The sequence below is a fragment of the Pseudomonas sp. 2,4-D genome, assembly GCF_030418155.1.
GTDB classification, from domain to species: domain Bacteria; phylum Pseudomonadota; class Gammaproteobacteria; order Pseudomonadales; family Pseudomonadaceae; genus Aquipseudomonas; species Aquipseudomonas alloputida.
Genome location: NZ_JAUHUI010000003.1, coordinates 115308 through 141213, shown reverse-complemented (window position 1 = coordinate 141213; position 25906 = coordinate 115308). Strand labels below are relative to the sequence as shown.

Below are 25906 nucleotides of genomic sequence, written 5' to 3'. Positions count from 1 at the left end.
CTTACTGGCTCGGCTTTTGGCCAGGCATCGGCTCGGGGTCGGGCGCAGGCTGCGGTGCAGGCTTGGAATCAGGTTGCTGCATCTGCAGCGAAGGCTTGCTGGGGTCGGAATCTTTGCCGGGGTGGTCATTGTCGCGGTCGAAACAGCCGCCGACCAAGCTCAGCGCGGCCATCAGGATGATCAGTGGAGTCAGTCGCATGGAGTACCCCCTTTGAAAATTGCAGTGCCAGGTCGCCCCGGCACTGCGCCTTGGTCAGTTACGAACGGCCGCCCTTGTGGCCCGACTCACGGTCGTGGGGCATGTTGCCGCCCGAGGACTGGCCGCCCTTGCGACCGGCTTCGGAAGCTTTTTCACGGTCATTGGCGAAATTGCCCGGGTTCTTGTTACCGCCTTGGCTGCCTTGTTGATTGCCGGTGCGGCTGTTGTCTTTAGTGGCCATGGTGTTCAAACCTCATATGACTTCGGAATGCACGGCAAGATGCCGTACACAGATTCGGAGTTCGGCGATATCGGCAGATTCGCTTTATTACGAGAGGTTCGGACCGGTGGCGTTAAATAAACGGCATCGCCGTATTTGGTGCGCTTGTCAGTGGTGCGGCGGGCTATCCATGCGCGCCTGGCGCCGGCCCAGCCAGCCACCCGTCGCGGCCCAACCCACGGCAAGCAGCGCGCCGATCAGCATCGCCAATTGCGGGTGCTCGCCCATGACGTCCAACCCACGCTTGACCCAGCCGCTCAGCGCATCGCCGCCACGGTATACCACCGTGTCGATGAAGTTCTTGGCTTTGTACTTGTCCTCGGCGGGCAGCACGGTGAACAGCATCTCCCGCCCTGGCCGTACCAGTGCGTATTCACCTGCCCGGCGCACCACCATCACCACCACGAACAGGGCAAACACCGGGGCCAGTGCCAGCCACAAGAAGCCGGCAGCCATTACCAGCGGCACTGCAACCAGCAACACACCGACACCCAGCCGACGGGCCAGGCGCCCGGTAAGAAAGACCTGGGTGAGGATGGCCAGGGCCTGCACAACCGTGTCGATCAGGCCGAACACCTGTGTCTGTCGGGTGCGGTCCGTGAAGGTTTCGCTGACAATACGCGCCTGCTCGAAGTACAGGAATGTGCTGACGCTGGCCAGCAGTACCACAAACAAAGCGATGCCCAGCAGATAGGGCGAGCGCAGGACTGCGGTGGCGCCGGTAAAGGGGTTGCCACCCAATCGCCGCGAGTCCTGATGTTCGGTTTGTATCGCAACGGGTTGGCCTGCTCGCCAGCGTTGCAGGAACAGTGTCGCGCCGATACTGCCCAGCAGAAATACCGCCGCCAGCACCAGCAACCCGGCATGGCCGAGCGGCGCCACCAGCAACGTGCCAAGCACAGGGCCACTGAGCCCGCCCAGGCTGGCCCCGGCTGCCAGCAGACCGAACAGCCGCTTGCCTTGGGCGGTGGAAAACAGATCAGCGAGCACGCTCCAGGCCAGCGAGATCGTCAGCAAATTGAACACCGACAGCCAGATGTAGAAGGCCCGGGCGGTCCAGAGATCGTCAGGGTTACCGGCCAACAGTGCCGCGAACAGCAACAGGTTGCTGGTGAAAAAACCATAAGTCCAAGGCAGGATATGCCTGCGCTGCACCCTGGATGCCAGCCAGCCAAACAGCGGCAGGCACGCCAACGTGGCAATGAAGGTGCCGGTGAATAGCCACTGCAGGTTTTCCACGCCACCGGCAACGCCCATGGTTTCGCGCACCGGGCGTAGCATGAAGTAACCGGTGAACAGCAGGTAGAACAGCAGCAAGCCGGCGATGACCGCCGGCCCCTCTCCAGGCTGGATGTTCAGCCCTTGGCCCAGGCGCCGCCGCCAGGTTTGCATGATGTCAGGCAAACTGCGTGATCAGCGCCTGTTGCTGCGCCGGGGTGAGCATTGGCTCATGCCCGGCCTTGAGCTGATCGATCTGGCGGTCAGGCCGACTGGTAGCGGGTATGACCGTCGTCACTGCCGGGTGGCTGATGGCGAACTTGAGAAACAGCTGTGCCCAGCTGCCGATGCCTGCTTCGGCTGCCCAGCCCGGCAAGGTCTGGCCCTTGACCCGGGCGAACAGCCGGCCATCGTCGAAGGCCCGATTGATCAACACCGCAACGCCCTTGTCCTGGCACAGCGGCAGCAGTTCCCGGGCGGCGTCAGGGGCGTTGACCGAGTAGTTGATCTGGATGAAGTCCAGCGGCTCGTTGCGCACGATACGGGCGACGTCGTCGTGGCCACTGTTCAGGTAATGGGTGATGCCGACATAACGTGTCCCGCCCTGCTGCTTCAGCTCGCGGGCATAAGGCAGCTGGGTCTGCCAGTCACGCAGGTTGTGAATCTGCAGCAAGTCGACCTTGTCGGTACGTAGGCTCTTGAGGCTGCCGGCCCACTGCGCTTGGGCTTCAGCCCGGCTATTGGCGGCGATCTTGGTGGCAAGGAAGCACTGGCGGTGCCAGCCGCCCTCTTCCAGCAACTGGCCGAGAATGCTGTCGGCGCCCCCGTAGTTGGGCGAGGTGTCGATCACCCGGCCGCCGCCTTCGAAAAATGCCTTAAGCACCGTTTTGAGCTGAAGGTATTGGGGCGAACCGCTTTCTACTTCGAAACTGCCCGAAGTACCGGCACCGATCACCGGCAACGCTTCACCGGTGGACGGGACTATACGGGCCAGCAAACCCGCCGGCACGGCAGCGTGCAGCCAAGGGCTGGCGGCGGCCAGCAATCCCAATGTTGCACCTGCGCGTAGGACTTCACGACGTGCGTACATGGAAAATCTCCCGTCATGAATCGGAAATTTTCAAGCCTAGCCGCTCTGTCCCTCGCCTGCGGGTGTTTCTGTATCTGGATGTTTAGAGATCAGGCCCGCAGCAAGGGGCTCAGATCGACACCCGTCTCGCTCATTGGCGGGCACCAGTAGTAGCCCCCCGTCAGCGGGCGGCTAAAGCGGTAAAGTCCGTCGATGATGCCGTCTTCCAGGCCACTCATGCGCCGCAGCTGCATTTCGAATGCCTCGAAACTCTTGCCCAGGGCGACAAAGGCCAGGCCGGCACCGCGTTGGTCGGCCCAGGCTACCGAGCGACGGACCATGAACGCCTCGGGTTCAAAGCTTTCCTGGGCGGTGCGCTTGACGTGCGCGGACTCGGGGGCGTCGTCGAGTTCTTCGTTATCGCTCAAGCGACGGCCGATGATGTTGTCCTGGTCTGCCTGGGGCAGCGACTTGAAGTAATCCAGGTCGTGCTTCCACAGCTGGAACGCGGCAAAGCTGGAGCCATCTGCGGCAATGGCCGCTTGCACCGCTTCTTCGTCTACCGGGTTTTCGGTACCGTCTTCATAACCGGTAAGGTCATGACCGCCCCGGTGCAGGAAGCCATCAACGCTGTCGGCCAGGCCCAGCGCGGGTGCCAGCGCCTGCTCCAGGGCCTGGGCGCGCAGCAGCAGGTCGCCACGTTCGTCGCCACGCAGCCACAGCCACAGGGCGTGTTGGGTGCTGGGGTTCTCCACCGCGGCATCCAGCAGCGGGAACGGGCGCAGCCCTGGTATTTCCCGGCCCAGGGCCTTCGCCAGGGGGGCGCCTACGCCCAGCAGCAACTGTTTGCCATCGACCTGCGGCAGCAAGGCATCCAGCGCGGCAGGCAACGCCTCGGGCGACTGCAGGGTGAAGAACAGGTGACGGGCGTGGGCCGGCACCGGGGTGGCAAGCAGACCTTGCTGGAACGGCATATCAGGCTAATCCTAAGGTAAAAACGGAATGCTACTTCGCCTGCATGCCTGCTGCAATGCGGCATGCAGCCTCGCCAGCCGCTGCACGTAGTAACAAACGGTTACCAAGAGCTGGCCCTTTGCAATTAGCTATCAATCAAGGCCGACCTACACTGCTTCAGATCCTTCGCCCGAGATACCCCTCATGACCGCCTCGCCCCTGCTCACTGCGTTTCTGCCGCTTGCCCTGGGCATCATCATGCTTGGCCTTGGGTTGTCGCTGACCCTGGCCGACTTCGCTCGCGTGGTGAAGTATCCAAAGCCCGTGGTGGTGGGCCTGGTGTGCCAGATCCTGCTGTTGCCGCTGGTGTGCTTCCTGATCGCCAACGGCTTTGGCCTGGAATCTGCCCTGGCAGTGGGGTTGATGCTGCTGGCTGCTTCGCCGGGCGGTACCACGGCCAACCTGTTCAGCCATCTGGCCCACGGTGACGTGGCGTTGAACATCACCCTGACGGCGGTCAACTCACTGATCGCGATCCTGACCATGCCGTTGCTGGTGAACCTGTCACTGAGCTGGTTCATGGCCTCGGACCAGGCTATTCCACTGCAGTTCGCCAAGGTCATGCAAGTGTTCGCCATCGTCTTGTTGCCGGTGGCGCTGGGCATGCTGATTCGCCATTTCGCCCCGGCGTTCGCTGCGCGCATGGAAAAACCGATGAAGCTGGTGGCTGCGCTGTTTCTGGCCTTCACCATCGTCCTGGCACTGGCCAAGGACTGGCAGACAGTGGTCGAGTACGCACCGGTGGTGGGCCTGGCGGCGCTGCTGTTCAACCTGCTGAGCCTGACGGTGGGCTATTGGGTGCCGCGGCTGTTGAACATTCCCAAGCGCCAGGCGATTGCCATTGGTATGGAAATTGGCATCCATAATGGGACCTTGGCAATTGCCCTGGCGTTGAGCCCTTCGCTGCTGAACAACGCGACCATGGCGGTGCCGGCTGCGTTGTACAGCTTGATCATGTTCTTTACCGCGGCCGGGTTTGGCTGGTGGGTGAGCCGCGGCCATGTGGCGGCAGAGCCCAAGCGTGAAACCGTGAACTGACGTCACCCAATGCCCCGAAGGTGCCGTGCGTGCCAGGGATGCGTCACGATTGGCTGCGCCTGCTGCGCAGTTGCTGCTTCAACACCTTCAGCGGCGGCGCATAGAAGAACCCGAACGACACGCTCCCCGTGCGCCCCTTCACCGCATGGTGCAGGCGGTGCGCGCGGTGCAGGCGTTTCAGGTAGCGGTTGACTGGCCGCGGCTTGCGCGGCCAATGCCGGTGAAAGAAACCGTCGTGGGCCAGTACATACAGTGCCCCATACCCTGCCACACCACCGCCCACCCACTGCAAAGGCGCATAACCGCTTTTGCCCAGCGCCACCAACGCCGTGGCGATCAGCCCCAAGGCCACCAGGTACAGGTCGTTGGTTTCGAGCATGCCCAGGTGTGGCTCATGGTGCGATCGGTGCAGCCACCAGCCCCAGCCATGCATGATGTACTTGTGAGCCAGCGTACCGACGCCCTCCATGGCCACCAGGGTGCCGAACAATACGGCGAGATTGAACAGCATGGAACGGTCCGGGTGATGGCAAAGGGAGGCGCAAGGTTACCGGCTGCCCAGGTTTTTTTCCATGTGGGCGTGACCGGCTGCAGGCCGTTCCCGGATGAAGCCATTGTCATGTGTTTGCCCTTGACCTGCTCTGCCCTGCGGCGTATGGTCCGCGACGCAATTTTGCCTTCCTCAACAGGAGACCTGCCTTGGACAGTAGCCCCAGTCGCTTGCGACAGGCCCGCGTGGCGCGCTAGCCCGGCAGTGTTCTGCACTGTCTGGCCGCGCTGGCAAGACGGTGGTTTCCTTTAACCCCGCTTCTCCTTCCCTCCTCGTGGTCCTGCGCAATTTTCTGGTTATTTCAACCGCGCCAACTGATGGCGTTCATGCGGGCGTGTGCCTGCGGAAGAGGTTTGCTATGGATTGGAAAGTATTTCTGCTGCGCGTCAGCATTGCCCTGGTGCTGGGGGCGCTGATCGGTGCCGAGCGGCAATTGCGCCAACGCCTGACCGGGCTGCGCACCAATGCGCTGGTCAGTACCGGTGCCTGCCTGTTCGTATTGATGACCCAGGCGGTGCCAGGCATGGCGCCTGCCGATGCGTCGCGCGTCGCAGCCTATGTGGTGTCGGGCATCGGCTTTCTCGGCGGTGGTGTCATCATGCGCGATGGTTTCAATGTACGTGGCCTGAACACCGCGGCCACCTTGTGGTGCACGGCTGCGGTCGGCGTGCTGTGCAGCCTCGGGCTGATGATGGAGGCGGCGCTGGGTAGCCTGGTGGTGCTCTGCGCCAACATCTTGTTGCGTGACATCGCCCAGCGCCTCGACCGTCAGGACGTGGTGCCGGCCAACGAGGTGGAACAGCACTTCGAAGTCCGTATCGTCTGCCGCGGCGAGGATGAGATCCAGGTGCGTAGCCTGATGTTGCATAGCCTGGGCGATCCACAACTGCGCCTGCAGTCGTTGCAGAGCCAGGACCTGGAAAATCCTGCGCGCCTGGAAGTGCGCGCCGAGCTGTTGGGCACCGCGCAGGCGCCGGCGCAACTGGAGCGCCTGGTCAGCAGGGTCAGCCTGGAGAAAGGTGTAAGCTCGGTGCGCTGGCAATTACAGCCGCAAGTGCTGGCGACGGATTAGAACGACAGGAGTGACTCATGCTTATCCGCCCTACCCTTGAGCGAGACATCACGTGGCTACCGGACGTCGAGCGCTCGGCAGCCCGGGCTTTTGTCAGTTGGCCGGCACTGGCCTGGCTGGCGCAAGGCGAAGTCATGGATTGCGCGACGCACAGGGCTTTCGTCGAGGCAGGTGGTAGTTGGGTGGCGCAGGATCCGGCTGGGCGCATTGTGGGTTTTGCCTGCGCCCGGCTGGCGGATCAGGCATTGCACCTTCATGAAATATCGGTGTGCCAGGAGGCCCAGGGGCAAGGCGTCGGGCGCCGGTTGCTGCAGCAAGTGGTCGATGCAGGCCGCTGCGCCGGTGTAGGCGAGCTGACGCTGACCACCTTTGTGGATGTGCCTTGGAATGCGCCGTTCTATGCACGTTTCGGGTTCGAGACGCTTCAGGAAAGCCGGCTTTGCGAACGACTCCAGAGCATCCTCGCAAGCGAGCATGCTCACGGTCTCAGCGGGCGTTGTGCAATGCGTCTGGGGCTTTAGCGTTTCATCGCGACGCATGGCGCCCCCGCGCTCTCCAGCCAGGTCAGCAACCCTGCCCCGCCGCCACACTACCCGCCACGCAATAGCCGTCCCGCCCCTGCTGTTTGGCCTGGTACAAGGCCCCATCTGCCGCCGCGACCAGCGCCTCGGCAGTGCCCCCCTCCCGCGTCAGGTCGACCACCGCGATCCCGGCACTGAACGACACCCTTCCCAACGGGCTCGCGGCATGTTCCAGCGCCTGTCGGCGCAACAGCTGCTGTAACTCCTGCACCAGCAGTTCCGCGCCGCGGCCATCGGTATCGGGCAGCAACAGCGTAAATTCCTCCCCACCATAGCGCACTGCCAGATCGGCCGGCCGTTTCAAGGCCTGTTGCAGCACCTCGGCAAAGCGTCGCAAGCACTGGTCGCCAGCCGGGTGTCCGTAGTGGTCGTTGTAGGCCTTGAAGTAATCCAGGTCTAGCATCACCAGTGCCAGGGGGTAGCCTTGGCGCCGTGCACGGCGCAGTTCAGGTTCGAACACGCCATCCAGCCGCCGACGGTTACCCAGCCCTGTAAGGCTGTCGGTCAAGGCCAACGCTTTCAGCGTCTGGTGCGCCTGGAGCAGCGCCCGCTCGATCACGATCCGCTCGCGCAGTTGGCGCAGCACCACACCGCCAAACGCTGCCAGCCCCACCAACAACAGCAGCAAGACCGCCACCGACTTGATCGCATCGTACCGCCAGGGCGCGACAATGGATTCACGCGACAGCCCCGCCTCCACGACCAATGGATAGCTGGACAACGCGCGATAGCCATACAGCCGAGGTGTACCATCGACTACCGCTACCGCCTCGGCTACCCCTTCTGTGGCGTATGGCAAGTGGTTGCGGAAGATCTCACTGTTGGCGAGACTGCGGCCTATTACCTGTTCCACGAACGGGCGCCGTACCAGGAGGGTGCCGTCGCGCTTGGCCAGCACCAGCGCGCCGCGCTCGTCGATCTTGAAGTCCCCGTAGTAACGTACGAACCACTCCACTTTGATGGTGCCGAGCAGTACACCGGCGAAGCTGCCGTCGGCATACTCCAGGCGCCTCGAAATAGGAATGATCAGGTCGCCGGTGGAGCGGCTGCGCACGACCGAACTGATATGTACACCAGGGTCGGTATGGCTGCGGTGATAGACGAAGTAGTCCCGGTCGGCGTTATTGGCGTTGGGCGGGATGGCCGCCTGATCAGTGACGACCCAGCTGCCGTCCGGGCCGTAAACGAAAAGCCCGTGCAACTGCGGCATGATGCTTTTTTGCTGCGCCAGCAAGGCATGCAGGCGCGGCCGGTCGATGTGATCGAAACCATCGCCTTCCAGGCGCTCGGCCAAGGCCGCGGTAATGACGTCGACCTGGCGGATAGCGTCCTCGGCGTGCTGTGCCGTGGCCCGAGCCAGGTTGCTGACCATGTTCTCGGCGTTGTTATAGGCAAAACGGTAGTCACGCCAGATGCGCCAGCCCTCCACCAGCACGAATGCCAGCATCACAACCAGCATGAACGCCAGTACCAGACGGAACAGCGCCACGGCGCGGTCCTCGCCACTTATGGCGAAAACCCCGTCGTCATACTGTTTCCGGGCTGCGCACATTGGAATCCCTGGCCATACCGCGTTCGCCGCCTTTCACTATAGTTCAGCGTCGAATATCGGAACCGGCGGCAAAAAAGATTAAACCTTTGCCACGCCTTCACCCTCAACCGTACGCGACACTGAGGTCGCGCCACGGTTTAAAGGAGTGAAGCATGAATAGCCTCTTCATCAAACGCATCGGTTTTTCCATGGTGCTGGGCCTGGCATCGGTGCACGCAATGGCCGCGACTTCCGATGATTTCGTCGAAGCGGCCACCGAGGCCGGCATTGCCGAAGTGGTGACCGGCAATCTGGCTCAGGAGAAAAGCCAGAACGCCGAGATCAAGGCGTTTGCCCAGCAAATGGTCACCGACCACACCCAGGCCAACCAGAAACTCGGCGACATTGCCCGCAAGCTGGACATTTCCGTGCCGGATGAGGCCGCCATGACCGACAAGGTCAAGAAAATGATCCTGGAATGGCGCGATGAGTCCTTCGACAAGTCGTACCTCAACAACCAGGTAGACGCTCACGAAAAAGCGGTGGAGCTGTTCAAGAAGGAGGCTGCATCGTCCGACAAGGCTGAATTGAAGGCCTTTGCCAGCGAAACGTTGCCCAAACTCGAACAGCACCTGGAGCATGCCAAGGCACTTCAGTCCAAGCACGGCAAGTGAGGTCGCACATGAGTAACGATGCATTGAAGACCGAAGTACTTACCCGTCTGCTGCATGCGCACCCCGAAGGGCTAGGCAAGGAAGTGCTGGACAACTACCGCGGCGAAAAGGCGGTGGCCGGCATGCTCAAGACGCTGCAAGAAGCCGGTCTGATTCACGACGGTAGCGTGGCGGTGAGCAGTGATCATCAGATCAGCGTGCACTACCCGATCAAGCTGTCGGCGGCGGGCGTAGAGGCCGCCAGGCGCGCTGAAGGCTGACAGTCGCCTGTGGTGACCGTCGCCGGCAAGTCGGTTCCCAAGGGATCGCACATGGCTTGCCGGCGACGAGACCAGTAATCAAGGCAGTGGTTTACTCCTTTTTCTCAATGTCTCTAGGCGGTTTGGCCGGCCCCTGTGGGTCGACTTGAGGGTCTTCGGCATCCGGGGAGTCGGGGTCGAAACCAAGGTCTGCCTTTTTATCGGCCTGCTCGGCCGAGTGAGGCCCCTCTTTGTGTGGTGGTTGAGATCCAGGCATGGCGTTGTCTCCGGTGAGTGTCTAAGGAAGAAACCACCCGCCAGGAAAAGTTTGATTAATCTGCAACCGAGGCCAATTGCGCCCGACACTGCGCCAGCGCCTCGTCGCGTGCCTTCAACTGTTCCTCAAGCCACTGTAACTGCCGCGCCTGCTCGGCGCACACGTCGCGCCTGGCTTCAAGGCTCTGGGCTTGCACATCCAGCTGCCGGCGCATCTCTTCGCTGGCGCCTTGTGCCTGGGCCAGGATCGTGCGCAGCCCCTGGATCTGCGCATCGCGTTGTTCCAGCAACTCATCCTGCGCCCGGCATTCACTGGCCGCCTGACGATGCTCTCCCAGCAACCGCTCATTGTCACGGTGCAAGCGGGTAAGTTCGTCCTGCTTGACGATCATGCCCTGCTGCATCTGACGTAATTCCACCTGCATCTGCTGCAACTGCGCTTCGTGGCGGCGCTGTTCCTGCTCACGCTGTTCGCGGCTGGCATTGCGGTAGTGCTCCAAGGCGTCGCGGGCATGGCGGTGCTTGTCCTCCAGCGACTTGACCTGCTCGTCCTTGTCAGCCAGGCGCACCTGCAACTCACCCAGCGACTGGTTGAGGCTGGCACTGCGCAGCTGTTCGGCCTGCAGCGTGCTTTGCGTGGACAGCAGTTTTTCGGTCTCTGCGGCCAATGCCGCTGCATCGATCTTGTGTTGCTGATGCGCTGCGGCCAGTGCCTGCCGGGCGATTTCCAGCTGCGCCTCAAGCTGCTCGCGCTGTTGCGTGAATGTGCTCTCGGCCTGCTCGATCTTCAGGTCGGCCTCGTCCTGCAGCTGCGTTGCCAGTTGCCCGACCAGGCGGCTCAGCACCTCGCTCAGCGCGACCCCGCCTTCGGAAGCCACCGGCTGCTGGCCGTTCAGTTCCTTCAGGTAGCGGTGAATCGTGGTTTTGGAACCGGTATTGCCCAATTCGATACGGATGGCATCGATGCTGGGGTTCTCACCCCGGGCGATCAGTGCCTGACGCGCCTGTTGCACTACCACCTTGTTGATGCCGCCACGGGCCATGCTTGCTCCTACGATTTTGTACTGTGTTATGTAACATGTAATTACGTACCAATTATGGCGATAGAAAAACCCTCCTGCAAACATTTCCTCAGGTGAAATAATCACGGCTTATCGCATGTGATGCGCAAAACGGGCTTGTTTTCGATTCGATCACTTGGCTTTTATCAAGCCCACCTCAAGGTGCCCGGGTAGGCTCCCGAACAGAGTGATATCCAATAAACGAAAAACACCATGAATCGCCCCGCTCCTTCGAGGGTTCGCCTGTATGACGAAGACGATCTGGACAGTGTGCTGCGCTCGATGGCCCGCCAGGCCATAGCCTGCTTGCCTACGTCCGAAGTCGCGCTGGTAGGCATTCAGCGGATGGGGGGCGTTGATTGCTTCAAGCCGTGACTGCAAGCCCCTCCTCGGGCAACAGGACGAACTGCGCGAGACAACGCTGCTCATCTGCAGGGGGGCAGCGCCCTCAGGCCGCTCACTTCCTGCATGGGCGTTTCGAACAGGGCCAGGCGGAACACCCATTGCGCTTCAGAAAGGCTGCGGCAATTCGCGTGCCGGGCAATCCCCAGTTGCTGGTCGGCTCTCGTCGATACAAACGCTTGATGAGTGAGGATCAACGGAGCCTGTACCAGATACTCAGTGGTACGTGTGAAACATCACATTAGAAATGCACCTTGATCAATGCACTCAACGCGTTCTGATCGGTCGGAAAACCGTGGCTGTCTTCGATGCCATATTTGTCGGACCAATAGTCCCACTCGATCCCGGCATAGAAACGTGCCGGCGCTTGCCCCATCGCCTTACCGACGTCGTACTTGATCTGGGGGTTGAAGTGGAAACTCTTGGCTACATAGTTCGAGGTACCCTTCGTGCCTACATCATTGACGTACCACTCCAGATAACCGTCGAACAAAATGTCTGAGCGCCCGAGCGGTATCGTCATCGCCCAGGTCGGGTTGATCTGCCACTGTCCAGACGCTTTACCGGTGATCCCATCGGGCTTGCGGTAGTAAGTGTTGAGTGAAAAACGATCAAATCCAGGCAGGTTCAGGTCAACAGCGGGCCCAAGCAGGTACTTTCGATTGCGCCCTTCTCCGCGCTCATAGGTGGCAGCGATCAACACATCCTTGACGATGCCATAGCTAAGACGGTGGCCGCTGATTTTGCTAAGCGACAGTCGCGGTGAAAACTCGCCGTAATAGGTGTAGCCATCGTTGCCGGACAAGCCGTTGGACCACTTGTTGTCGACGAACAAGAAGATGTCGCCCCATGTCCAGCCACTGGCGTGCTCGAAGGTGATGGTTTGCTGGATATCGTTGCCCGTGCCATCGACTTTATAACCGTGCCCGTAGAGGTAGCTTAGGCTGTTGTTGCTCCACATCAGCGGATTCGCCTGGGCACTACCAGTGGCCAGCGCGCAGAGTGGGACGACGCTGTGAAGCAGCCAGGAAAGAGCGTTCGGTTTCATGTGCATCCCTTGGGTCGTGATTGTTGGTTTTCGCCAGCAAGGGTATGCAGCAGCGGACGACCTCTCCTCTGGCCCCGGCTCATGCCGAGGCGCCACCCTTGCCGGGTGAGCGGCGCAAGGCCGCCAGAGCAATGTCCCATGCCATCTTTGGGCACTGACCGCTTCTACTCGAGTTAGCGCAAAGCAGGGCGCGTGCCAACTAATCGGATACACGTAATTTACTTATTGTGAGCAATCCTATGCATCAATGAACACCATCCCCGCAGAACATTGCGCACTTTATTAGTGCTCAATCGGTACGGTCTGCACCTTCTCAACTCACGCGTCAGTGCCGGCCCCTCGGATGCGGGTCGCTACACCGCAAAGTCAGCGGCTTCATGAAATTGGCATGCTTCTGGCTTCTTGTACCTGCGAGTAGAAGCGGTCAGTGCCAGGCATGGCATGGGGCATTGCTCTTGCGTCCTTTGGGGCGTACATCCGAGCGGATGTTTGAACGAGGCTATGGCAGCCCCGGGCAAGAGAGCAATGTCAGTCGCCAGTTCAGGCCCTTTTGCTTCGCGACGCCATTCTCTTCCCACGTTCTCTCCGCCCGGCTCCTTCGCTGTCGCGCTATCAGGCGCACGGCGGTTTTTTGAATCGGGGTGAAGAACACATGATGAAAACGCGTTTTGCCTTGGCTCGCCCGTTACGCTCGCTGTTGGCAGCAGCGTTGCTCCCCACCACGCTGGTGATCGCTCCGCTGGCGATCGCTGGCGACAAAGTCGTGTTGCTGACCTCTTGGTATGCTCAGGCCGAACAGGGCGGCTTCTACCAGGCACTGGCCGATGGGTTGTACGAAAAGGAAGGCCTGGATGTGTCCATCCGCATGGGGGGACCACAGGTCAATGGCATGCAACTGCTGGTCAGCAAGCAAGCTGATTTCATCGTCAACTATGACCTGCAGATTCTAAAAAGTGTCGAGCAAGGCTTGCCAGTGGTCGCAGTGGCTGCGCCCTTCCAGGGAGACCCGCAAGGGTTGATGACCCACGCGGACGTCAGCGGACTTGATGGGCTTGGCGGCAAGCCTGTGCTGGTGTCCACCTCGGGCCAGCAAACCTGGTGGCCTTGGCTGAAGGGTAAGTATCAATTGGCTGACAGCCAGGCGCGGCCTTACACCTTCAACCTGCAACCCTTTCTAGCCGACCCGCAAACCACACAGCAGGCGTATGCCAGCTCGGAACTGTTCCAGGCGATAAAGGCAGGCGTGACCCCTAACTTTTTCCTCTTCGCAGATGCCGGTTATCCACCCTACGGATCCACCGTGGTCACCCGTCAAGACATCATCGCTCAGCACCCGGAGCGGGTAGCAGGTTTCGTGCGCGCGTCCATGGAGGGTTGGAAGCGCTATCTGGATGACCCCAGCGCCGGCAATGCACTGATCAAGCGCGACAACCCCAACATGACCGATGAACTGCTGGCCTGGGGCGTCTCGACCCTCAAGCAGTACCGCCTGGTCACCGGTGGAGAGGCTGCAACCCAGGGGATCGGCACCATGAATGACAGCCGCTGGCAAGCGACGCGCGACTTCATGGTCGAGGCGGGTCTGCTCGGTCCCGACGCACCGTGGCGCAACGCTTACACCACGCGCTTTGTGCAAGACCTGAAGGTACTCCCTGAGGCCGAGCAGGTCGGCAGCCGCTGAACACCATAACAAGCTCAACGCTGTGAGGAATCCTGATTATGTTGGTTACCAAACAACCGGTATTGCGCCGTTTCTGGTATGCCCTGCTCCCTATGACAGCCCTCGAAGACGGCCCCAGGCCATTCACCCTTCTGGGTGAAGCGCTGGTGTTGTGGAAGCGTCCCGATGGTACCCCGGTGGCAATGCAGGACCGCTGCTGCCACCGTACCGCCAAACTGTCCAAAGGCTTCGTCAGTGCTGAGGGCAATATCGCCTGCGGGTATCACGGCTGGGAATACGACTGCACCGGCACGTGCGTAAAGATCCCGCAGAACCCCACCGGCGCTATTCCTCCGGGTGCCGCGGTGAAGGCTTATCACTGCCAGGAAAAGTACGGCTATGCCTGGGTCAGCCTGGACGACCCGCTACAACCGATCCCTGAGTTCCCGGAAGACGGCACCCCCGGTTACCGACGCATCTTCCAGTTTTACGAAGAGTGGAAGACCAGCCCGCTGCGGGTCATGGAGAATTCCTTCGACAACTCGCATTTTTCCTTCGTGCACAAGGCCAATTTCGGCTTGTTCGACCAGCCGCAACCGGCCAGTTACGAATTTCGCGAAACCGATTATGGCTTCGAAGCCGAGACCCGCGTGCCGATCCGCAACCCCGAGGCAAGCTTCCGTATCACCGGTACGACCGAGCCGATCACCCAACGGCACCTGCTCAACCGCTATTACCTGCCCTTCTCTCGGCGCTTTGGCTGCATGTATCCGGACAGCGGCATCCATCACATCATCTACAACTGCGCCACGCCCATCGACGACAACCGACTGATGCTCGTGCAGTGGTTGTATCGCAACGACAGCGAAGACCAATGCTCAACCCAGGAACTGATCGACTGGGACGCGGCGATCACAGCCGAAGACCGCGACATCCTGGAAGCCACCGATCCTGACGCCTGTGTCGACACCCGCCGCAGGGTGGAACTGCACATGCCATCGGACAAGCCTGGGTTGGTTATTCGCCGGCAACTACTGGGTCTGCTTGAAGCCAATGGCGAGAGCGAAGTGTTCCTCAGCCACTGACACTTGCCCAACGCCCCGGTGCGCCGGGGCATTCACCACCGCTCATGACCCACGGGGAGAGCGCTATGTTGATGCAGACCCTATCCAAGGCCGACGTCCAGACGCAGGCCCTGCCGAACACCATCGGTGTGGACACTCCTTTGTTCGCCAATCAGGTGGAAAAAACCTACAGCAATGGCACCCATGCCTTGAGCCGCGTGAAATTGGCGATCGAACGCGGCGAGTTCGTCTCGCTCTTGGGTCCGTCGGGGTGTGGCAAAAGCACCCTGCTGAAAATGTTCGCCGGGCTCGAGCAGCCCTCTGCCGGCCATGTGCGCTGGTGGGGCAAGGATGCCCCGGGTACGGACCACCACGCAGGCACACCGGGGCGCAGTTTGGCCATGGTGTTCCAGGAAGCCACCCTGATGCCATGGGCCAAGGTGCACGACAACGTGCGATTGCCTCTGGACTTGGCCGGCGCCCCCAAGGCCCAGAGCCAGCACAAGGTGCAAGCCGCCCTGGAACTGGTGGGGCTGGGCAAGTTCGGCGACGTTTACCCGCGGGAGCTCTCCGGCGGTATGCAGATGCGCGCCTCCATTGCCCGGGCATTGGCCACCGAACCCAATCTGCTGCTGATGGACGAACCCTTCGGCGCCCTGGACGAGTTCACCCGCAACAAGCTCGATAGCGACCTGCGCCAGCTCTGGCTCCAGCGCGACCTGACGGTGGTATTCGTGACCCACAGCATCTTCGAGGCGGTGTACCTGTCTTCGCGGGTGATCGTGATGGGCGCGCGTCCCGGTCGAGTGATCGCCGATGTAATCATCGACGGCCCACTGGAACGCGACGAGACATACCGCACTTCACCGGCGTTCATCGAGCAATGCGCGCACCTGTCACGACTCTTGGCCCAGGCCAATGGCGACCCTTCCTGAGAGCATCATCATGAGCCGACCCTCTACTCCCTGGCTAAGCCACCCTTCTGTACTACGCATCGTTTCACCGCTACTGGTTGGCGCCTTGCTGCTCGGCGTCTGGCAACTGGCATGCATCGCCTGGAAAGTCCCGGTGTACCTGGTACCGTCACCAGCCGATATCGGCCGCACCCTGGCCGCCGATGGCCCGATGCTGCTGGGGGCACTGTGGATGACCCTGAAGATCACCTTCCTGTCATTCGCCCTCGCCGTTGTCATCGGCACGCTGGCGGCGTTCGTGTTCGTGCAGAGCCGCGTCGTGGAGGCCAGTCTGTTTCCCTACGCGATTCTGCTGCAGGTCACGCCGGTGGTGGCCATCGCACCGCTGATCATCATCTGGTGCAGCGACACGACCTTGGCGTTGGTGATCTGCGCCACGCTGGTGGCGATCTTCCCGATCATCGCCAACACCGTCCTGGGCCTGCGCAGCGTCAACCCGGGCCTGCTCAACCTGTTCCGCCTGAACCGCGCCAGCCGCTGGCAAGTGCTGTTGCGCTTGCGCATTCCCAGCGCCTTACCGTGCTTTTTCGCTGGCCTGCGCATCGCCAGCGGCTTGGCATTGATCGGCGCGGTGGTGGCCGAGTTCGTCGCCGGTACGGGTGGCACGGGCGCGGGCTTGGCGTATCAGATCCTGCAAGCGGGATTCCAGCTCAACATTCCCCGCCTATTCGCCGCCCTGGTGTTGATCGCCCTGACCGGCGTGGCGCTGTTCAGCCTGATGGCTTTGCTGGCGCGCTTGAGCCTGCGTCACTGGCACGAAAGCGAACTGGGCTGACTTCCATGCGAAACGCCGTCCTGCCTATGGAGACGAACATGAAACACACCAACAGCTGGCTGATCCGTAACGCCAGCGCCATCCTCACTGGCCTGCGCGGCGGCGCCGCGCGCCATGTGGGGCCGGACATCCGTATCACCCAGGGGCGTATCGCTGCCCTGGGCCCGCTGCAACCGTTACCAGGTGAGCAAGTGCTCGATGCCACCGATTGCGTGGTGTATCCAGGCTGGGTGAACACCCATCATCATCTGTTCCAGTCCTTGCTCAAGGGCATTCCCGCTGGCATCGACCAGAGCCTCGGTGCCTGGTTGGGGGCCGTACCCTATCGCTATCGCGGGCTGTTCGATGAGCACAGTTTTCGCTTGGCCGCTCGGGTCGGGCTGGTGGAACTGGCCCGCTCTGGCTGCAGCACGGTGGCCGACCATCATTACCTGTACTTGCCAGGCATGGCCTTCGACAGCGCACAGATCCTCTTCGAAGAAGCCGAGCGCCTGGGGCTGCGTTTCGTCCTTTGCCGGGGCGGCGCAACCCAGGTACGTCAGGCGGAAGGCCCCGCGACGGCCGGACCTGAGACCCTCAAACAGTACCTGGACGATGTTCAGCGCTTGGTGCAGGTCTACCATGATCCCGCCGATGATGCCTGGCGCCGTGTGGTAATGGCGCCGACCAGCCCGCCCTACTCCATGCCGCCCGAGCACCTGCGCGAGACCGCCCGCACCGCACGCCGCCTGGGCATCCGCCTGCACAGCCATCTGAGCGAAACCGTGGAGTACCAGAACGAAGTCCATGATCGCCACGGCCTCTCGCCCGTGGTGTTCTGCGCGGAGCAGGAATGGCTCGGGCCGGACGTGTGGTTCGCGCACCTGGTCAAGCTGAGCACCGAAGAAATCCAGCTGCTGGGCGCCACCGGCACCGGCATCGCCCATTGCCCCCAAAGCAATGGCCGGCTTGGCAGTGGTATCGCAGATATCGTTGCCATGGAGGCTGCAGGCATGTCGGTTTCGATCGGCGTGGATGGCGCTGCCTCCAACGAAGCCTGCGACATGATCAGCGAAGCCCACGCCGCCTGGCTGATGCAAAGGGCCAAGGCCGGCGAACGCGCCATGGCCCGCCATGCTGGCGGCGATCTGGAGGGCGGTGCGCATGTCGCCACCGTGGAGGACGTTGTGCGCTGGGGCACAGCAGGTGGCGCCCAGGTGCTGGGCCTGGACGCCATCGGCACGCTGCAGGTCGGCATGGCAGCGGACTTGGCGATCTATCGCCTCGATCAACCCCGCTACTTCGGTCTGCATGATCTGGGCATCGCGCCAGTGGTAGGCGGTGGCCGTCCGACGCTGCGGGCATTGCTGGTGGGCGGCCGCCTGAGCGTGGAAAACGATGCGCTTCCTGGCTTGGACCTCGCCGAACTGGGCAGCCAGGCACGCCAAGCTGTACTTCGTCTGCAACAGGCCGCGGGGGTACGCGCATGAGCTGGACGCCTCTGCAGGTGCGGGCCCTGCGCCTCGAAGCCGAAGACGTGCTGGGTGTGGAACTGGCCCCGCCGGGTCCAGCCCCCCTGCCCTTCGACTGGGCACCCGGTGCTCATGTGGACCTACGCCTGGGCAATGGCGTGGTACGCCAATACTCAGTGGTCAGCCTGCCCGAGGACGGTCATGTATACCTGGGCATCAAGCGCGAAAAAGCCTCCCGCGGCGGCTCGCAATGGCTGCACGAGCACCTGCGGCTGGGTGCCCGGGTGGAGGTGGGCCTGCCGCGCAACCTCTTTAGCCTGCAACCTGGCACAGGACAGGTCGTCTTGGTGGCCGCAGGCATAGGAATCACGCCACTGCTGGCCATGTACCGGCAATGCCAAGCTCAAGGTCGGTCGGTGCGCTTGCTGTTTTTCACCCGCGATGCCAAACAGGTGCCTTTTATCCAGTACCTCGATGCGAATACCGAGGTTCATGGAGGCTTGCGCGCCCCGATGATCACCGGGTACCTGGAGGAACACCTGCCTGCCTGGGACGGCAGCGCAAGCCTCTATTGCTGTGGCCCTGCAGGTTTCATGGATTGTGTTGAGCACGTCGCGCTGGCAAGCGGCTGGCCCACCACGGCGCTTCATCGCGAACATTTCCAGGCCGCAGAACCCTCCTTGCACCTTGAGCGTCGCTGCACACTGGTGCTACAGCGCAGTCGCCTCCAGGTCGAGGTGCAACCGGGCGAAAGTTTGGTACAAGCAGCATCGCGGGCTGGCGTGGAGCTACCCGTGTCATGTGGGATGGGTATCTGCGGCGCCTGTGTCAGCCGGGTCATCGAGGGGGCGCCTGATCACCGCGACGAGTACCTCAGCGATGCCCAGCGCAACAGCGGAGAATGGATAACGCCCTGCGTATCGGGCTGCCACAGCGCCCGGTTGGTGCTGGACGTTTGACCATCGCCCGCAGCTGCCCGAGGGCCAACGGCTGACGGCAGCTGCGCACGTCCCCTCCTCGCGGCCCATGGCTTTGTCCCTAATCGAAGATTGCTACCGCCGGCTGACGCTGCGTTCTTCGAGCAGTACATCCAAGGCGACCAGCAGGTTGAGATCTAGACGTCGATAGCGCATGTAGGGCCTATACGCGAATGCGCTGGGCCGAGCATTCGCGTTTCACACTGGCTGGTATCGCCGCTGACGCAGTCAAGGGCTTAGGCGAGCGGCTCGCAGCCAGGCCTTGATCCTGACCCGGTAAAGCTCCGTCTTGTGCCCAGGATTCTCCAGGGCCACCATAGGCATTCTTCAACAGACCATTGGCTAATGCATGACACTGGAAAATTACCAGGCAATCGCTGAAAGCATTGCCCTGCTGCTGTACCCCCACGCGGAAGTCGTCATTCATGAGATACGCGGCCAGACAATCGTTCATATCGCCAATAATTTCTCACATCGCAAGCTCGGCGATGATTCGGCACTCGGTTCAGAACTGGGTGACCTTTTGAAGGGTACCAACCTTGGTCCCTACGAGAAGCTCAACTGGAACGGTCAGAAGGTCCGCTCGATCAGCACTGTGCTGCACAATCCGCAAGGCGAAGCCGAGTATCTGATGTGCATCAATCTGAACGTGTCGGTGCTGGAACAGGCGCGTGTGGCATTGGATGCGTTTTTCCAGATGAGCCGGCTGGAGCCGCAACCGGATGCGTTGTTCCGCAACGATTGGCAGGAGCGCATCAACACCTTCCTGCAAGCGTGGCTGCAAGCGCATAACCTGTCGCTGCAAACCTTGAACATGAAAGACAAACGCAACCTCGTACTGGCCTTACACGCCGAGGGTGCATTTGAGGGGCGCAGCGGCGCCGATTACGTTGCCAACGTCCTCAATATGGGGCGGGCCACTGTGTACAAATACCTGAAGGAAGTCAGGGCCTAGCAGGTATTGCCTGGCTGTAGGCACACGCCCTTGCTGTTTGTGGAATATTATTCTATGGTGGACAAATTATCCACGAGCCTGCAAGGACCCGTCATGCCAGCCACCCCGTCCGTTGATGCCCAGTACCTTGATACACTGTACCAAAACATTCAGGACGCCCATGTGGCGCTCCGCCCGGCCGTCAGCATTACCCCGCTCTTGCACAGCCCTCGTTTGTCGGCACTGACCGGCTGTGAAGTGCTGCTCAAATGCGAACACCTGCAGCACACCGGTTCATTCAAGTTTCGCGGTGCCAGCAACAAGATGCGCCTACTGCCGGCCGAGGCGCGCAAGCAGGGGGTGATAGCCGCCTCATCCGGTAACCATGGGCAGGCCCTGGCCCTGGCCGGCAAGATGGCTGGCGTGCCCGTGAAGGTCTACACCACCACGGGCGCATCGGCATACAAAACAGAGGCAATGCGCGCGCTGGGCGCCGAAGTGGTCTGCCTGCCCACCGACCCGCTGAGTGCAGAGCTGGAAGCAGCCAGGCAAGCCAAGGTCCACGGCGTACCCTTCGTGTCCCCCTACAACGACCTGCAAGTCATTGCCGGCCAGGGCACCATAGGCATGGAGTTGTTCGAGCAGGCGCCAGACCTGGACGCGGTGTTCGTCGCCGTGGGCGGTGGCGGGATGATTTCCGGCATCGGCGCCGCCCTGCGCGTACTCAAGCCGGGCACTGAGATCATCGGCTGCTGGCCGGCGAATGACCCAACCCTGCAGCAATCACTCAAGGCCGGTGAAATCATCGAAGTGGATGCCAGCGAAACGCTGTCGGATGGCACGGCAGGTGGCGTCGAGCCAGGCTCCATCACCTTCCCGCTTTGCCAGGCGCTGCTCACCGATACGGTGCTGGTCAGCGAGGACGAAATCCGCTGCGCCATGCGCGACATCGCCAGCAGTGAGCGCTGGATCATCGAAGGCGCTGCAGCGGTTGCGGTCGCCGGCATGCAAAAGCTCGCAGAACGCTATCAGGGCAAGCGTGTCGCGGTGATCCTGTGTGGCCGTAACATCCTGCTGGAAAAGTTCCTCGAGGCCGTTCAATGAAGGTCTTCAGCAAGGCGCAGATCATCGCCCGCTTCAACCCAGAGCTGGCGGTAAGCCAGCTGGAGGAAGGCTTTATCGCCTACTCCGAAGGCAAGGTGCAGGTGCCGCCCGTACAGAGCTTCGCTTTCAAGGGCGCGAACGGTGACTGTTGCGTGAAGTCGGCCTACATCGAAGGCAGCCCGACCTTCACCGTCAAGCTTTCGACCGGCTTCTACGACAACCCGTCCAAGGGCCTGCCGAGCAATGATGGCCTGATGCTTGTGTTGTCTGCACACACCGGTCAGCCGCTGGCACTGCTGCAGGACCAAGGCTGGCTGACTGCCATGCGCACCGCGTTGGCCGGGCGTATCGCCGCCCGGCTGCTGGCGCCGGCCCAGGTCAAGGCCATTGGCATCCTCGGCACCGGCATGCAGGCACAGATGCAGCTTGAGCAGCTTCGCGCGGTAACCGATTGCCGCCAGGTGATTGTCTGGGGCCGGCATGAACGCGGGCTTGCGGCCTATACCGCATTTGCCCGCGAACTGGGCTTCGGGGTTCACAGCACGCAGGATGCTGCCGAGGTTGCGGGCGCTGCAAACCTGATCGTCTGCACCACGCCTTCTCGCCAGGCGCTGTTGCACAGCGATTGGGTCCAGCCGGGTACGCATATCACCGCCGTCGGTGCCGATGCGCCCGGCAAGCAGGAACTGCACCCGGCACTGGTGGCAAGGGCGGACCGCATCATCGTCGACTCCATCGCCCAGTGCAGCCAGTACGGCGAAGTGGCCCATGCCCTCGGCAGTGGCCGGATCGATGCTCACCAGCTGATCGAGCTGGGTTCGCTGCTGGCTGGCCGTGCCAAGGGGCGTGAGCACGACAGCCAGATTACCTTGGCGGACCTGACCGGTGTGGCAGTGCAGGATGCACAAGTCGCAAGCCACGCCTTGGCCGCCCTGTGCACCTGAGGCGACCACAGCGTCAGCGCAAACGTTGCACCTGCGCTGGCGTGCGCTGCATCAGCACCTTGCCATTGCGTACCGACACCAACGCGTGCCCCTGGCTGCGCACCATCTCGTAATCATCCGGCGCCGACAGCAGCAACAGGTTCGCCGGCCGCCCCACCTCGATGCCATAGCGCTCGCCCAGGTTCAGAGTGCGGGCGCTGTTGTCGGTAATCAGGTCCAGGCAGCGCTGCAGGTCTTCATAGCCGAGCATGTGACAGATGTGCAGGCCGGCTTCGAGAATGCGCAGGATATTGCCATTACCCAGTGGGTACCACGGGTCGACGATGGAGTCCTGGCCGAAGCACACGTTCATGCCGGCGCGGTCGATTTCGGCCACGCGGGTCACGCCACGACGTTTCGGGTAGTTGTCGAAGCGCCCTTGCAGGTGAATGCTCTCGGTCGGGCACGACACGAAGTTGATGCCCGACAGCTTGAGCAGGCGGAACAGCTTGTAGCAATACGCATTGTCATACGAGCCCATGGCCACGGTGTGGCTGGCCGTGACCCGGGCCCCCATGCCGCGTACCCGCGCTTCTTCGGCCAACACTTCGAGGAAGCGTGATTGCGGGTCGTCGGTCTCATCGCAGTGCACGTCCACCAGGCAGCCGGTACGCTCGGCCAGGTCCATCAGGAACTTCACCGACGATACCCCCTGGTCGCGGGTATTTTCGAAATGCGGAATGCCGCCGACGACGTCGGCGCCAATCGCCACGGCTTCAGTCATCAGCGCCCGGCCGTTGGCGTACGACTCGATGCCCTCCTGCGGGAAGGCGACAATCTGCAGGTCGATCAGCTCACGCACTTCGTCACGTACCTCGACCATGGCCTTGAGCGCGGTGAGTTTCGGGTCGGTCACGTCAACATGGGTGCGGACATGCTGGATACCGTGGTCCACCAGCATGCCGATGGTTTTTTTCGCACGGGTCTTGATGTCGTCGTGGGTGGTAATTTCCTTGCGCTCCGACCAGCGCTCAATGCCTTCGAACAACGTGCCGCTCATGTTCCACTTCGGCTCACCAGCGGTCAGCGTGGCATCAAGATGAATGTGCGGCTCGACAAAGGGCGCGACCACCAGGTTTTGCCCGGCGTCCAGGTCATTGACCGTAGCGGGCGCCACGACGTCGGTCTGGGGCACGATGGCGGCAATGCGCTCGCCGTTCAGTTCGACGCGGAACAGGCCAGGCTTGCCGCGCAGGCGTGCGTTGATGATGTTCATGCTGTTACTCCTAGCCGTGGGCTTCGCTCATGCGCCATACCAGCATGGCGACCGAAGCATTCATGCGAAAAAGCGGGTCGTCCAGCGACTGCCCGCTCAGTTGTTCGATGCGTTGGATGCGCTGATTGATCGTGTTGCGGTGCAACCCCAAACGCTGTGCGGCCTTGAGCCCGTTGCCATTTTCCATGAGCAAGGCGTCGAGGGTATGCACCAAAGCATGGGCGTGTTTGCGGCCAGGGGCGATCAGCGGGCCCAGGGTGCGGCTGACGAAATCGTCAACCAGCGAGCGGTCGACAATACCTTGCAGCAGGCGCAACACGCCGAGCTCGCTGAAGTTGCAATAGCCGCTGGCCGGGCGCAGATGCTGCGCCACATCCAGCGCCTGGCGTGCCTCGTTGAGGGCCTGGCGATAGTGCGCGCAATCGTCAGCGAGGCTCGACAAGCCCATGTAAAGGCCCAGTTCATCTGTGGCGGCCTGCAACTGCCGGTACAGCGCGCCCAACGTCTCGGGTAAGTCGTGTGTATCGGCCAGCAGCACCACGAACAGGTCGCCCGGCAACTGCGCCGTCACACTGCCGGGTCGCTGGCGGCACCAGGCTTCGAGCTGGTCTTCCAGGGCCTGCCGGGTGGCCTGCCAGGTACGCTCGCCGTGCGCCAGCCCGTGGCGCTCGAACAAGGCGTCCACGCCCGTCAGGCGCAACGCCAGCAGGCGCCGCGGTTTATCCAACGCCAGTTGCAGGTGTGCTGCCCGCTGCCGGGCAATTGCCAGGCTCGGGTAGTCGCCTGTGAGCAGTTGGCCAAGGATGTCGTTGCGCGAGCGGCGTACCTGGCTCATCTGCACCAGTGCAGTGCCGATCAGGTGGGTGACCACCACCATCTTCAGTGCGTAGGGCTGTTCGATCAGCGGCAAGCCCAGTTGATCGGCGCGCGCGATAACGGGCGCCGGGATGCTCTGGATGAAACTGCCGCCGGTGAGAATCACCATGCCGGCAATGCCCACGGCGTCGCCATCCTCCACCAGGCTCAGCAGGTTGGCTTCGCCGCGCGGGTGGTTGATGCCGGTGACGAATACCAGTTCACCGCCCATCACCCATTCGGCGATACCCTCGTTCTCCGCCACGTAAGGCCAGCGTACCCGCCGTTGCAGGTTGCGCGCTCCGGCCCGCACATGCATCTCGTGCAGGCCGGGCAACTGCAGGATCTCGTCCAGCGCCAGGCTCACGGTTCGACGCCCGCCTGGCCGGGCGCCCGGCGGCGTGCGCCCAGCTCCAGAATGACGATGTAGCACACTGCCGAGGCGGCGATGCCCACCAGCGGCGCGACCCACGGTGAAGCATAGGCCAGTACAGCGCCCACGGCATAGGCAAACAGCCCGGTGAGGTTGTAGCGTGGCAGGTTTGCCGTCCCCAGTGCCGGGTATTTGCCGCGGTGGCGATACCAGAAGTCAGCCATGATCACCCCACCCACCGGCGGAATGATCGACCCCAGCAGCACCAGGAACGGGATCAGCATTTCGTACATGCCACCCATCGCCAGCACAATGCCAACCCCGGCCGCCACCAGCGTTGCCGTGCGCCGGCGCTCGCTGCGCAACAAGTGGCAGGCTGCGGCCGACACGTTGTAGATGGTCGGACCCTGAATGGTCCAAAGGTTCAGGCACAACATCACAACGGCCGCGAACGACAGGCCCTGCAGCATCATCACGTCGACGATATCGGCCTGCTGATACACCATCGCGCACCACGCCCCGGCCACCACCATCAGGCCGTTGCCAAGGAGGAATGCCACCACGCTGGCGATCACCGCTACCCGGCCACTGCGTGCCAGCCGTGTCCAGTTGGTGGCCTGGGTGGCGCCACTGGCGAAGGTGCCGAAAACCATGGTCACTGCCGCCGAAAAGGTCATGGTTTCATGCGGGACGACTGCAGCCAGGCCGGCAAAGCCACCGGCATCACGGGTGGCGATGTACATGGACACCAACAGCAGCACGAACATCAATGGCACCGACACCCGCGACAACAGGTCCAGCCCCTTGAACCCGATGATGGCCGTAATGCTGAAACCCAGCCCGAACAGCACCATCAATGGCATGCCGAAGCCATCCGCCAGCCCCAGCAGCTTGACCAGCACGATGGCCACCGTGGCCGTACCCCAGGCATACCAGCCCAGTTCGGCAAAACCCAGCAGAAAGTCCGAGAGCCGGCTACCCGCTTCACCGAAACAGAAGCGCCCCATCAACACGGTATTAAGCCCGCTGCGCGAGGCAATGAAAGCCAGCACTGCGGCATACAAGGCCAGCAGGCTGTTGCCGAGGGTAGCCACCCACAGCATGTCGACAAAACTGAATGCCATGCCCAGCTTGCCGCCGGCGAACATCGTGCCGGTAAAGAAGGTAAAGCTGAACAAGACCATCGCGATCGGCAGCAGGCCCTTGCGGGCGGACTGGGGGGCTTCGCTGAGGGGAAATTCGCTGGGTGAGCTCATTGCACGGGGGCTCCGGGTTTGTAGTTGGGAGC

At 62.0% G+C, this 25906-nt stretch carries 27 protein-coding genes and 1 pseudogene; 15 read left to right on the top strand and 13 right to left on the bottom strand.

All coding sequences use genetic code 11. The features are described from left to right. Position 1 precedes the first annotated feature (1 nt). The 5 genes from QYE47_RS04460 to QYE47_RS04440 form a co-directional block, all read right to left on the bottom strand. Complete coding sequence (locus tag QYE47_RS04460) at positions 2-199, bottom strand: hypothetical protein (RefSeq protein ID WP_014756700.1); 198 nt, start codon at positions 197-199, stop codon at positions 2-4. A 58-nt stretch (positions 200-257) separates the two neighbouring features. Continuing rightward, a complete protein-coding gene (locus tag QYE47_RS04455) occupies positions 258-440 on the bottom strand; it encodes a KGG domain-containing protein (protein ID WP_004374456.1) in 183 nt (60 codons plus the stop codon). 147 nt (positions 441-587) lie between these two features. Further along, positions 588-1871 carry an NTP/NDP exchange transporter gene (locus tag QYE47_RS04450; RefSeq protein ID WP_014590967.1) on the bottom strand — a complete coding sequence of 428 codons (1284 nt, stop codon included), beginning with the start codon at positions 1869-1871 and terminating at the stop codon, positions 588-590. A 4-nt stretch (positions 1872-1875) separates the two neighbouring features. Beyond that, positions 1876-2787 carry an aldo/keto reductase gene (locus tag QYE47_RS04445; RefSeq protein ID WP_070383923.1) on the bottom strand — a complete coding sequence of 304 codons (912 nt, stop codon included), beginning with the start codon at positions 2785-2787 and terminating at the stop codon, positions 1876-1878. Between the two features lie 89 nt (positions 2788-2876). Next, positions 2877-3740, bottom strand: coding sequence for a Dyp-type peroxidase (locus tag QYE47_RS04440; RefSeq protein ID WP_019438603.1), 864 nt, complete (start codon positions 3738-3740; stop codon positions 2877-2879). A gap of 184 nt (positions 3741-3924) precedes the next feature. On the opposite strand from QYE47_RS04440, the gene QYE47_RS04435 reads away from it, so the two are divergent. Continuing rightward, entirely contained in the window at positions 3925-4818 is an 894-nt protein-coding gene (locus QYE47_RS04435) for a bile acid:sodium symporter family protein (protein ID WP_014590970.1), read from the top strand. A gap of 43 nt (positions 4819-4861) precedes the next feature. On the opposite strand, the gene QYE47_RS04430 is transcribed toward QYE47_RS04435, so the two are convergent. Further along, positions 4862-5329 carry a sterol desaturase family protein gene (locus QYE47_RS04430; RefSeq protein WP_004576241.1) on the bottom strand — a complete coding sequence of 156 codons (468 nt, stop codon included), beginning with the start codon at positions 5327-5329 and terminating at the stop codon, positions 4862-4864. 397 nt (positions 5330-5726) lie between these two features. On the opposite strand from QYE47_RS04430, the gene QYE47_RS04425 reads away from it, so the two are divergent. Together QYE47_RS04425 and QYE47_RS04420 are read left to right on the top strand one after the other, a co-directional pair. Further along, complete coding sequence (locus QYE47_RS04425) at positions 5727-6440, top strand: MgtC/SapB family protein (protein ID WP_019438605.1); 714 nt, start codon at positions 5727-5729, stop codon at positions 6438-6440. Positions 6441-6457: 17 nt separating this feature from the next. Next, complete coding sequence (locus QYE47_RS04420; protein WP_070383922.1) at positions 6458-6961, top strand: GNAT family N-acetyltransferase; 504 nt, start codon at positions 6458-6460, stop codon at positions 6959-6961. 43 nt (positions 6962-7004) lie between these two features. Here the strand turns inward: QYE47_RS04420 and QYE47_RS04415 are convergent, their stop codons facing one another. Further along, complete coding sequence (locus QYE47_RS04415) at positions 7005-8573, bottom strand: sensor domain-containing diguanylate cyclase (RefSeq protein ID WP_070383921.1); 1569 nt, start codon at positions 8571-8573, stop codon at positions 7005-7007. Positions 8574-8725: 152 nt separating this feature from the next. Between QYE47_RS04415 and QYE47_RS04410 the strand changes: the two genes are divergently transcribed. Beyond that, entirely contained in the window at positions 8726-9226 is a 501-nt protein-coding gene (locus QYE47_RS04410) for a DUF4142 domain-containing protein (protein WP_019438608.1), read from the top strand. A gap of 8 nt (positions 9227-9234) precedes the next feature. Then, positions 9235-9486, top strand: coding sequence for a hypothetical protein (locus tag QYE47_RS04405; RefSeq protein WP_004374436.1), 252 nt, complete (start codon positions 9235-9237; stop codon positions 9484-9486). Positions 9487-9577: 91 nt separating this feature from the next. Here QYE47_RS04405 and QYE47_RS04400 read toward each other — a convergent pair whose 3' ends face one another. Both QYE47_RS04400 and QYE47_RS04395 read right to left on the bottom strand, forming a co-directional pair. Then, complete coding sequence (locus tag QYE47_RS04400) at positions 9578-9742, bottom strand: DUF6021 family protein (protein ID WP_010954124.1); 165 nt, start codon at positions 9740-9742, stop codon at positions 9578-9580. Positions 9743-9797: 55 nt separating this feature from the next. After that, a complete protein-coding gene (locus QYE47_RS04395) occupies positions 9798-10784 on the bottom strand; it encodes a DNA-binding protein (RefSeq protein ID WP_070383920.1) in 987 nt (328 codons plus the stop codon). A 231-nt stretch (positions 10785-11015) separates the two neighbouring features. Here QYE47_RS04395 and QYE47_RS04390 point away from each other — a divergent pair. Continuing rightward, positions 11016-11153: pseudogene (locus QYE47_RS04390) on the top strand (phosphoribosyltransferase); the annotation flags it as partial. Between the two features lie 292 nt (positions 11154-11445). On the opposite strand, the gene QYE47_RS04385 reads toward QYE47_RS04390, so the two are convergent. Further along, the gene (locus QYE47_RS04385) at positions 11446-12252 is read right to left on the bottom strand and encodes an outer membrane protein OmpK (RefSeq protein ID WP_172830923.1); all 807 of its coding nucleotides are present in this window, start codon (positions 12250-12252) and stop codon (positions 11446-11448) included. Between the two features lie 655 nt (positions 12253-12907). On the opposite strand from QYE47_RS04385, the gene QYE47_RS04380 reads away from it, so the two are divergent. The 9 genes from QYE47_RS04380 (at position 12908) to QYE47_RS04340 (ending at position 22135) form a co-directional block, all read left to right on the top strand. Further along, complete coding sequence (locus QYE47_RS04380; protein ID WP_041166975.1) at positions 12908-13933, top strand: ABC transporter substrate-binding protein; 1026 nt, start codon at positions 12908-12910, stop codon at positions 13931-13933. A gap of 38 nt (positions 13934-13971) precedes the next feature. Next, a complete protein-coding gene (locus tag QYE47_RS04375) occupies positions 13972-14997 on the top strand; it encodes an aromatic ring-hydroxylating dioxygenase subunit alpha (RefSeq protein WP_014590980.1) in 1026 nt (341 codons plus the stop codon). A gap of 65 nt (positions 14998-15062) precedes the next feature. Beyond that, entirely contained in the window at positions 15063-15911 is an 849-nt protein-coding gene (locus QYE47_RS04370; RefSeq protein ID WP_014590981.1) for an ABC transporter ATP-binding protein, read from the top strand. A gap of 85 nt (positions 15912-15996) precedes the next feature. Continuing rightward, positions 15997-16725: an ABC transporter permease gene (locus QYE47_RS04365; RefSeq protein WP_014590982.1), complete on the top strand. Its 729-nt coding sequence runs from the start codon at positions 15997-15999 to the stop codon at positions 16723-16725. A gap of 38 nt (positions 16726-16763) precedes the next feature. Continuing rightward, on the top strand, positions 16764-18194 hold the full coding sequence (locus QYE47_RS04360; RefSeq protein WP_014590983.1) for an amidohydrolase family protein: 1431 nt from the start codon (positions 16764-16766) through the stop codon (positions 18192-18194). Then, a complete protein-coding gene (locus QYE47_RS04355; RefSeq protein WP_014590984.1) occupies positions 18191-19135 on the top strand; it encodes a PDR/VanB family oxidoreductase in 945 nt (314 codons plus the stop codon). Before QYE47_RS04360 ends, QYE47_RS04355 begins: the two co-directional genes overlap by 4 nt. Before the next feature lie 367 nt (positions 19136-19502). Continuing rightward, positions 19503-20108 carry a PAS domain-containing protein gene (locus tag QYE47_RS04350; protein WP_014590985.1) on the top strand — a complete coding sequence of 202 codons (606 nt, stop codon included), beginning with the start codon at positions 19503-19505 and terminating at the stop codon, positions 20106-20108. 93 nt (positions 20109-20201) lie between these two features. After that, complete coding sequence (locus QYE47_RS04345; RefSeq protein WP_014590986.1) at positions 20202-21191, top strand: threonine/serine dehydratase; 990 nt, start codon at positions 20202-20204, stop codon at positions 21189-21191. Beyond that, positions 21188-22135, top strand: coding sequence for an ornithine cyclodeaminase family protein (locus tag QYE47_RS04340; protein WP_014590987.1), 948 nt, complete (start codon positions 21188-21190; stop codon positions 22133-22135). The genes QYE47_RS04345 and QYE47_RS04340 overlap by 4 nt, the downstream gene beginning before the upstream one ends. A 13-nt stretch (positions 22136-22148) precedes the next feature. Here the strand turns inward: QYE47_RS04340 and codA are convergent, their stop codons facing one another. From codA to codB, 3 genes are read right to left on the bottom strand one after another with little or no spacing between them, the layout of a single operon-like run. Beyond that, entirely contained in the window at positions 22149-23390 is a 1242-nt protein-coding gene (gene codA / locus QYE47_RS04335; protein WP_014590988.1) for a cytosine deaminase, read from the bottom strand. A gap of 10 nt (positions 23391-23400) precedes the next feature. Further along, positions 23401-24612 (bottom strand): PucR family transcriptional regulator, encoded by a 1212-nt coding sequence (locus QYE47_RS04330; protein ID WP_014590989.1) that lies wholly within the window; start codon positions 24610-24612, stop codon positions 23401-23403. Then, on the bottom strand, positions 24609-25874 hold the full coding sequence (codB, locus tag QYE47_RS04325; protein ID WP_014590990.1) for a cytosine permease: 1266 nt from the start codon (positions 25872-25874) through the stop codon (positions 24609-24611). Before codB ends, QYE47_RS04330 begins: the two co-directional genes overlap by 4 nt. Positions 25875-25906 lie beyond the last annotated feature (32 nt).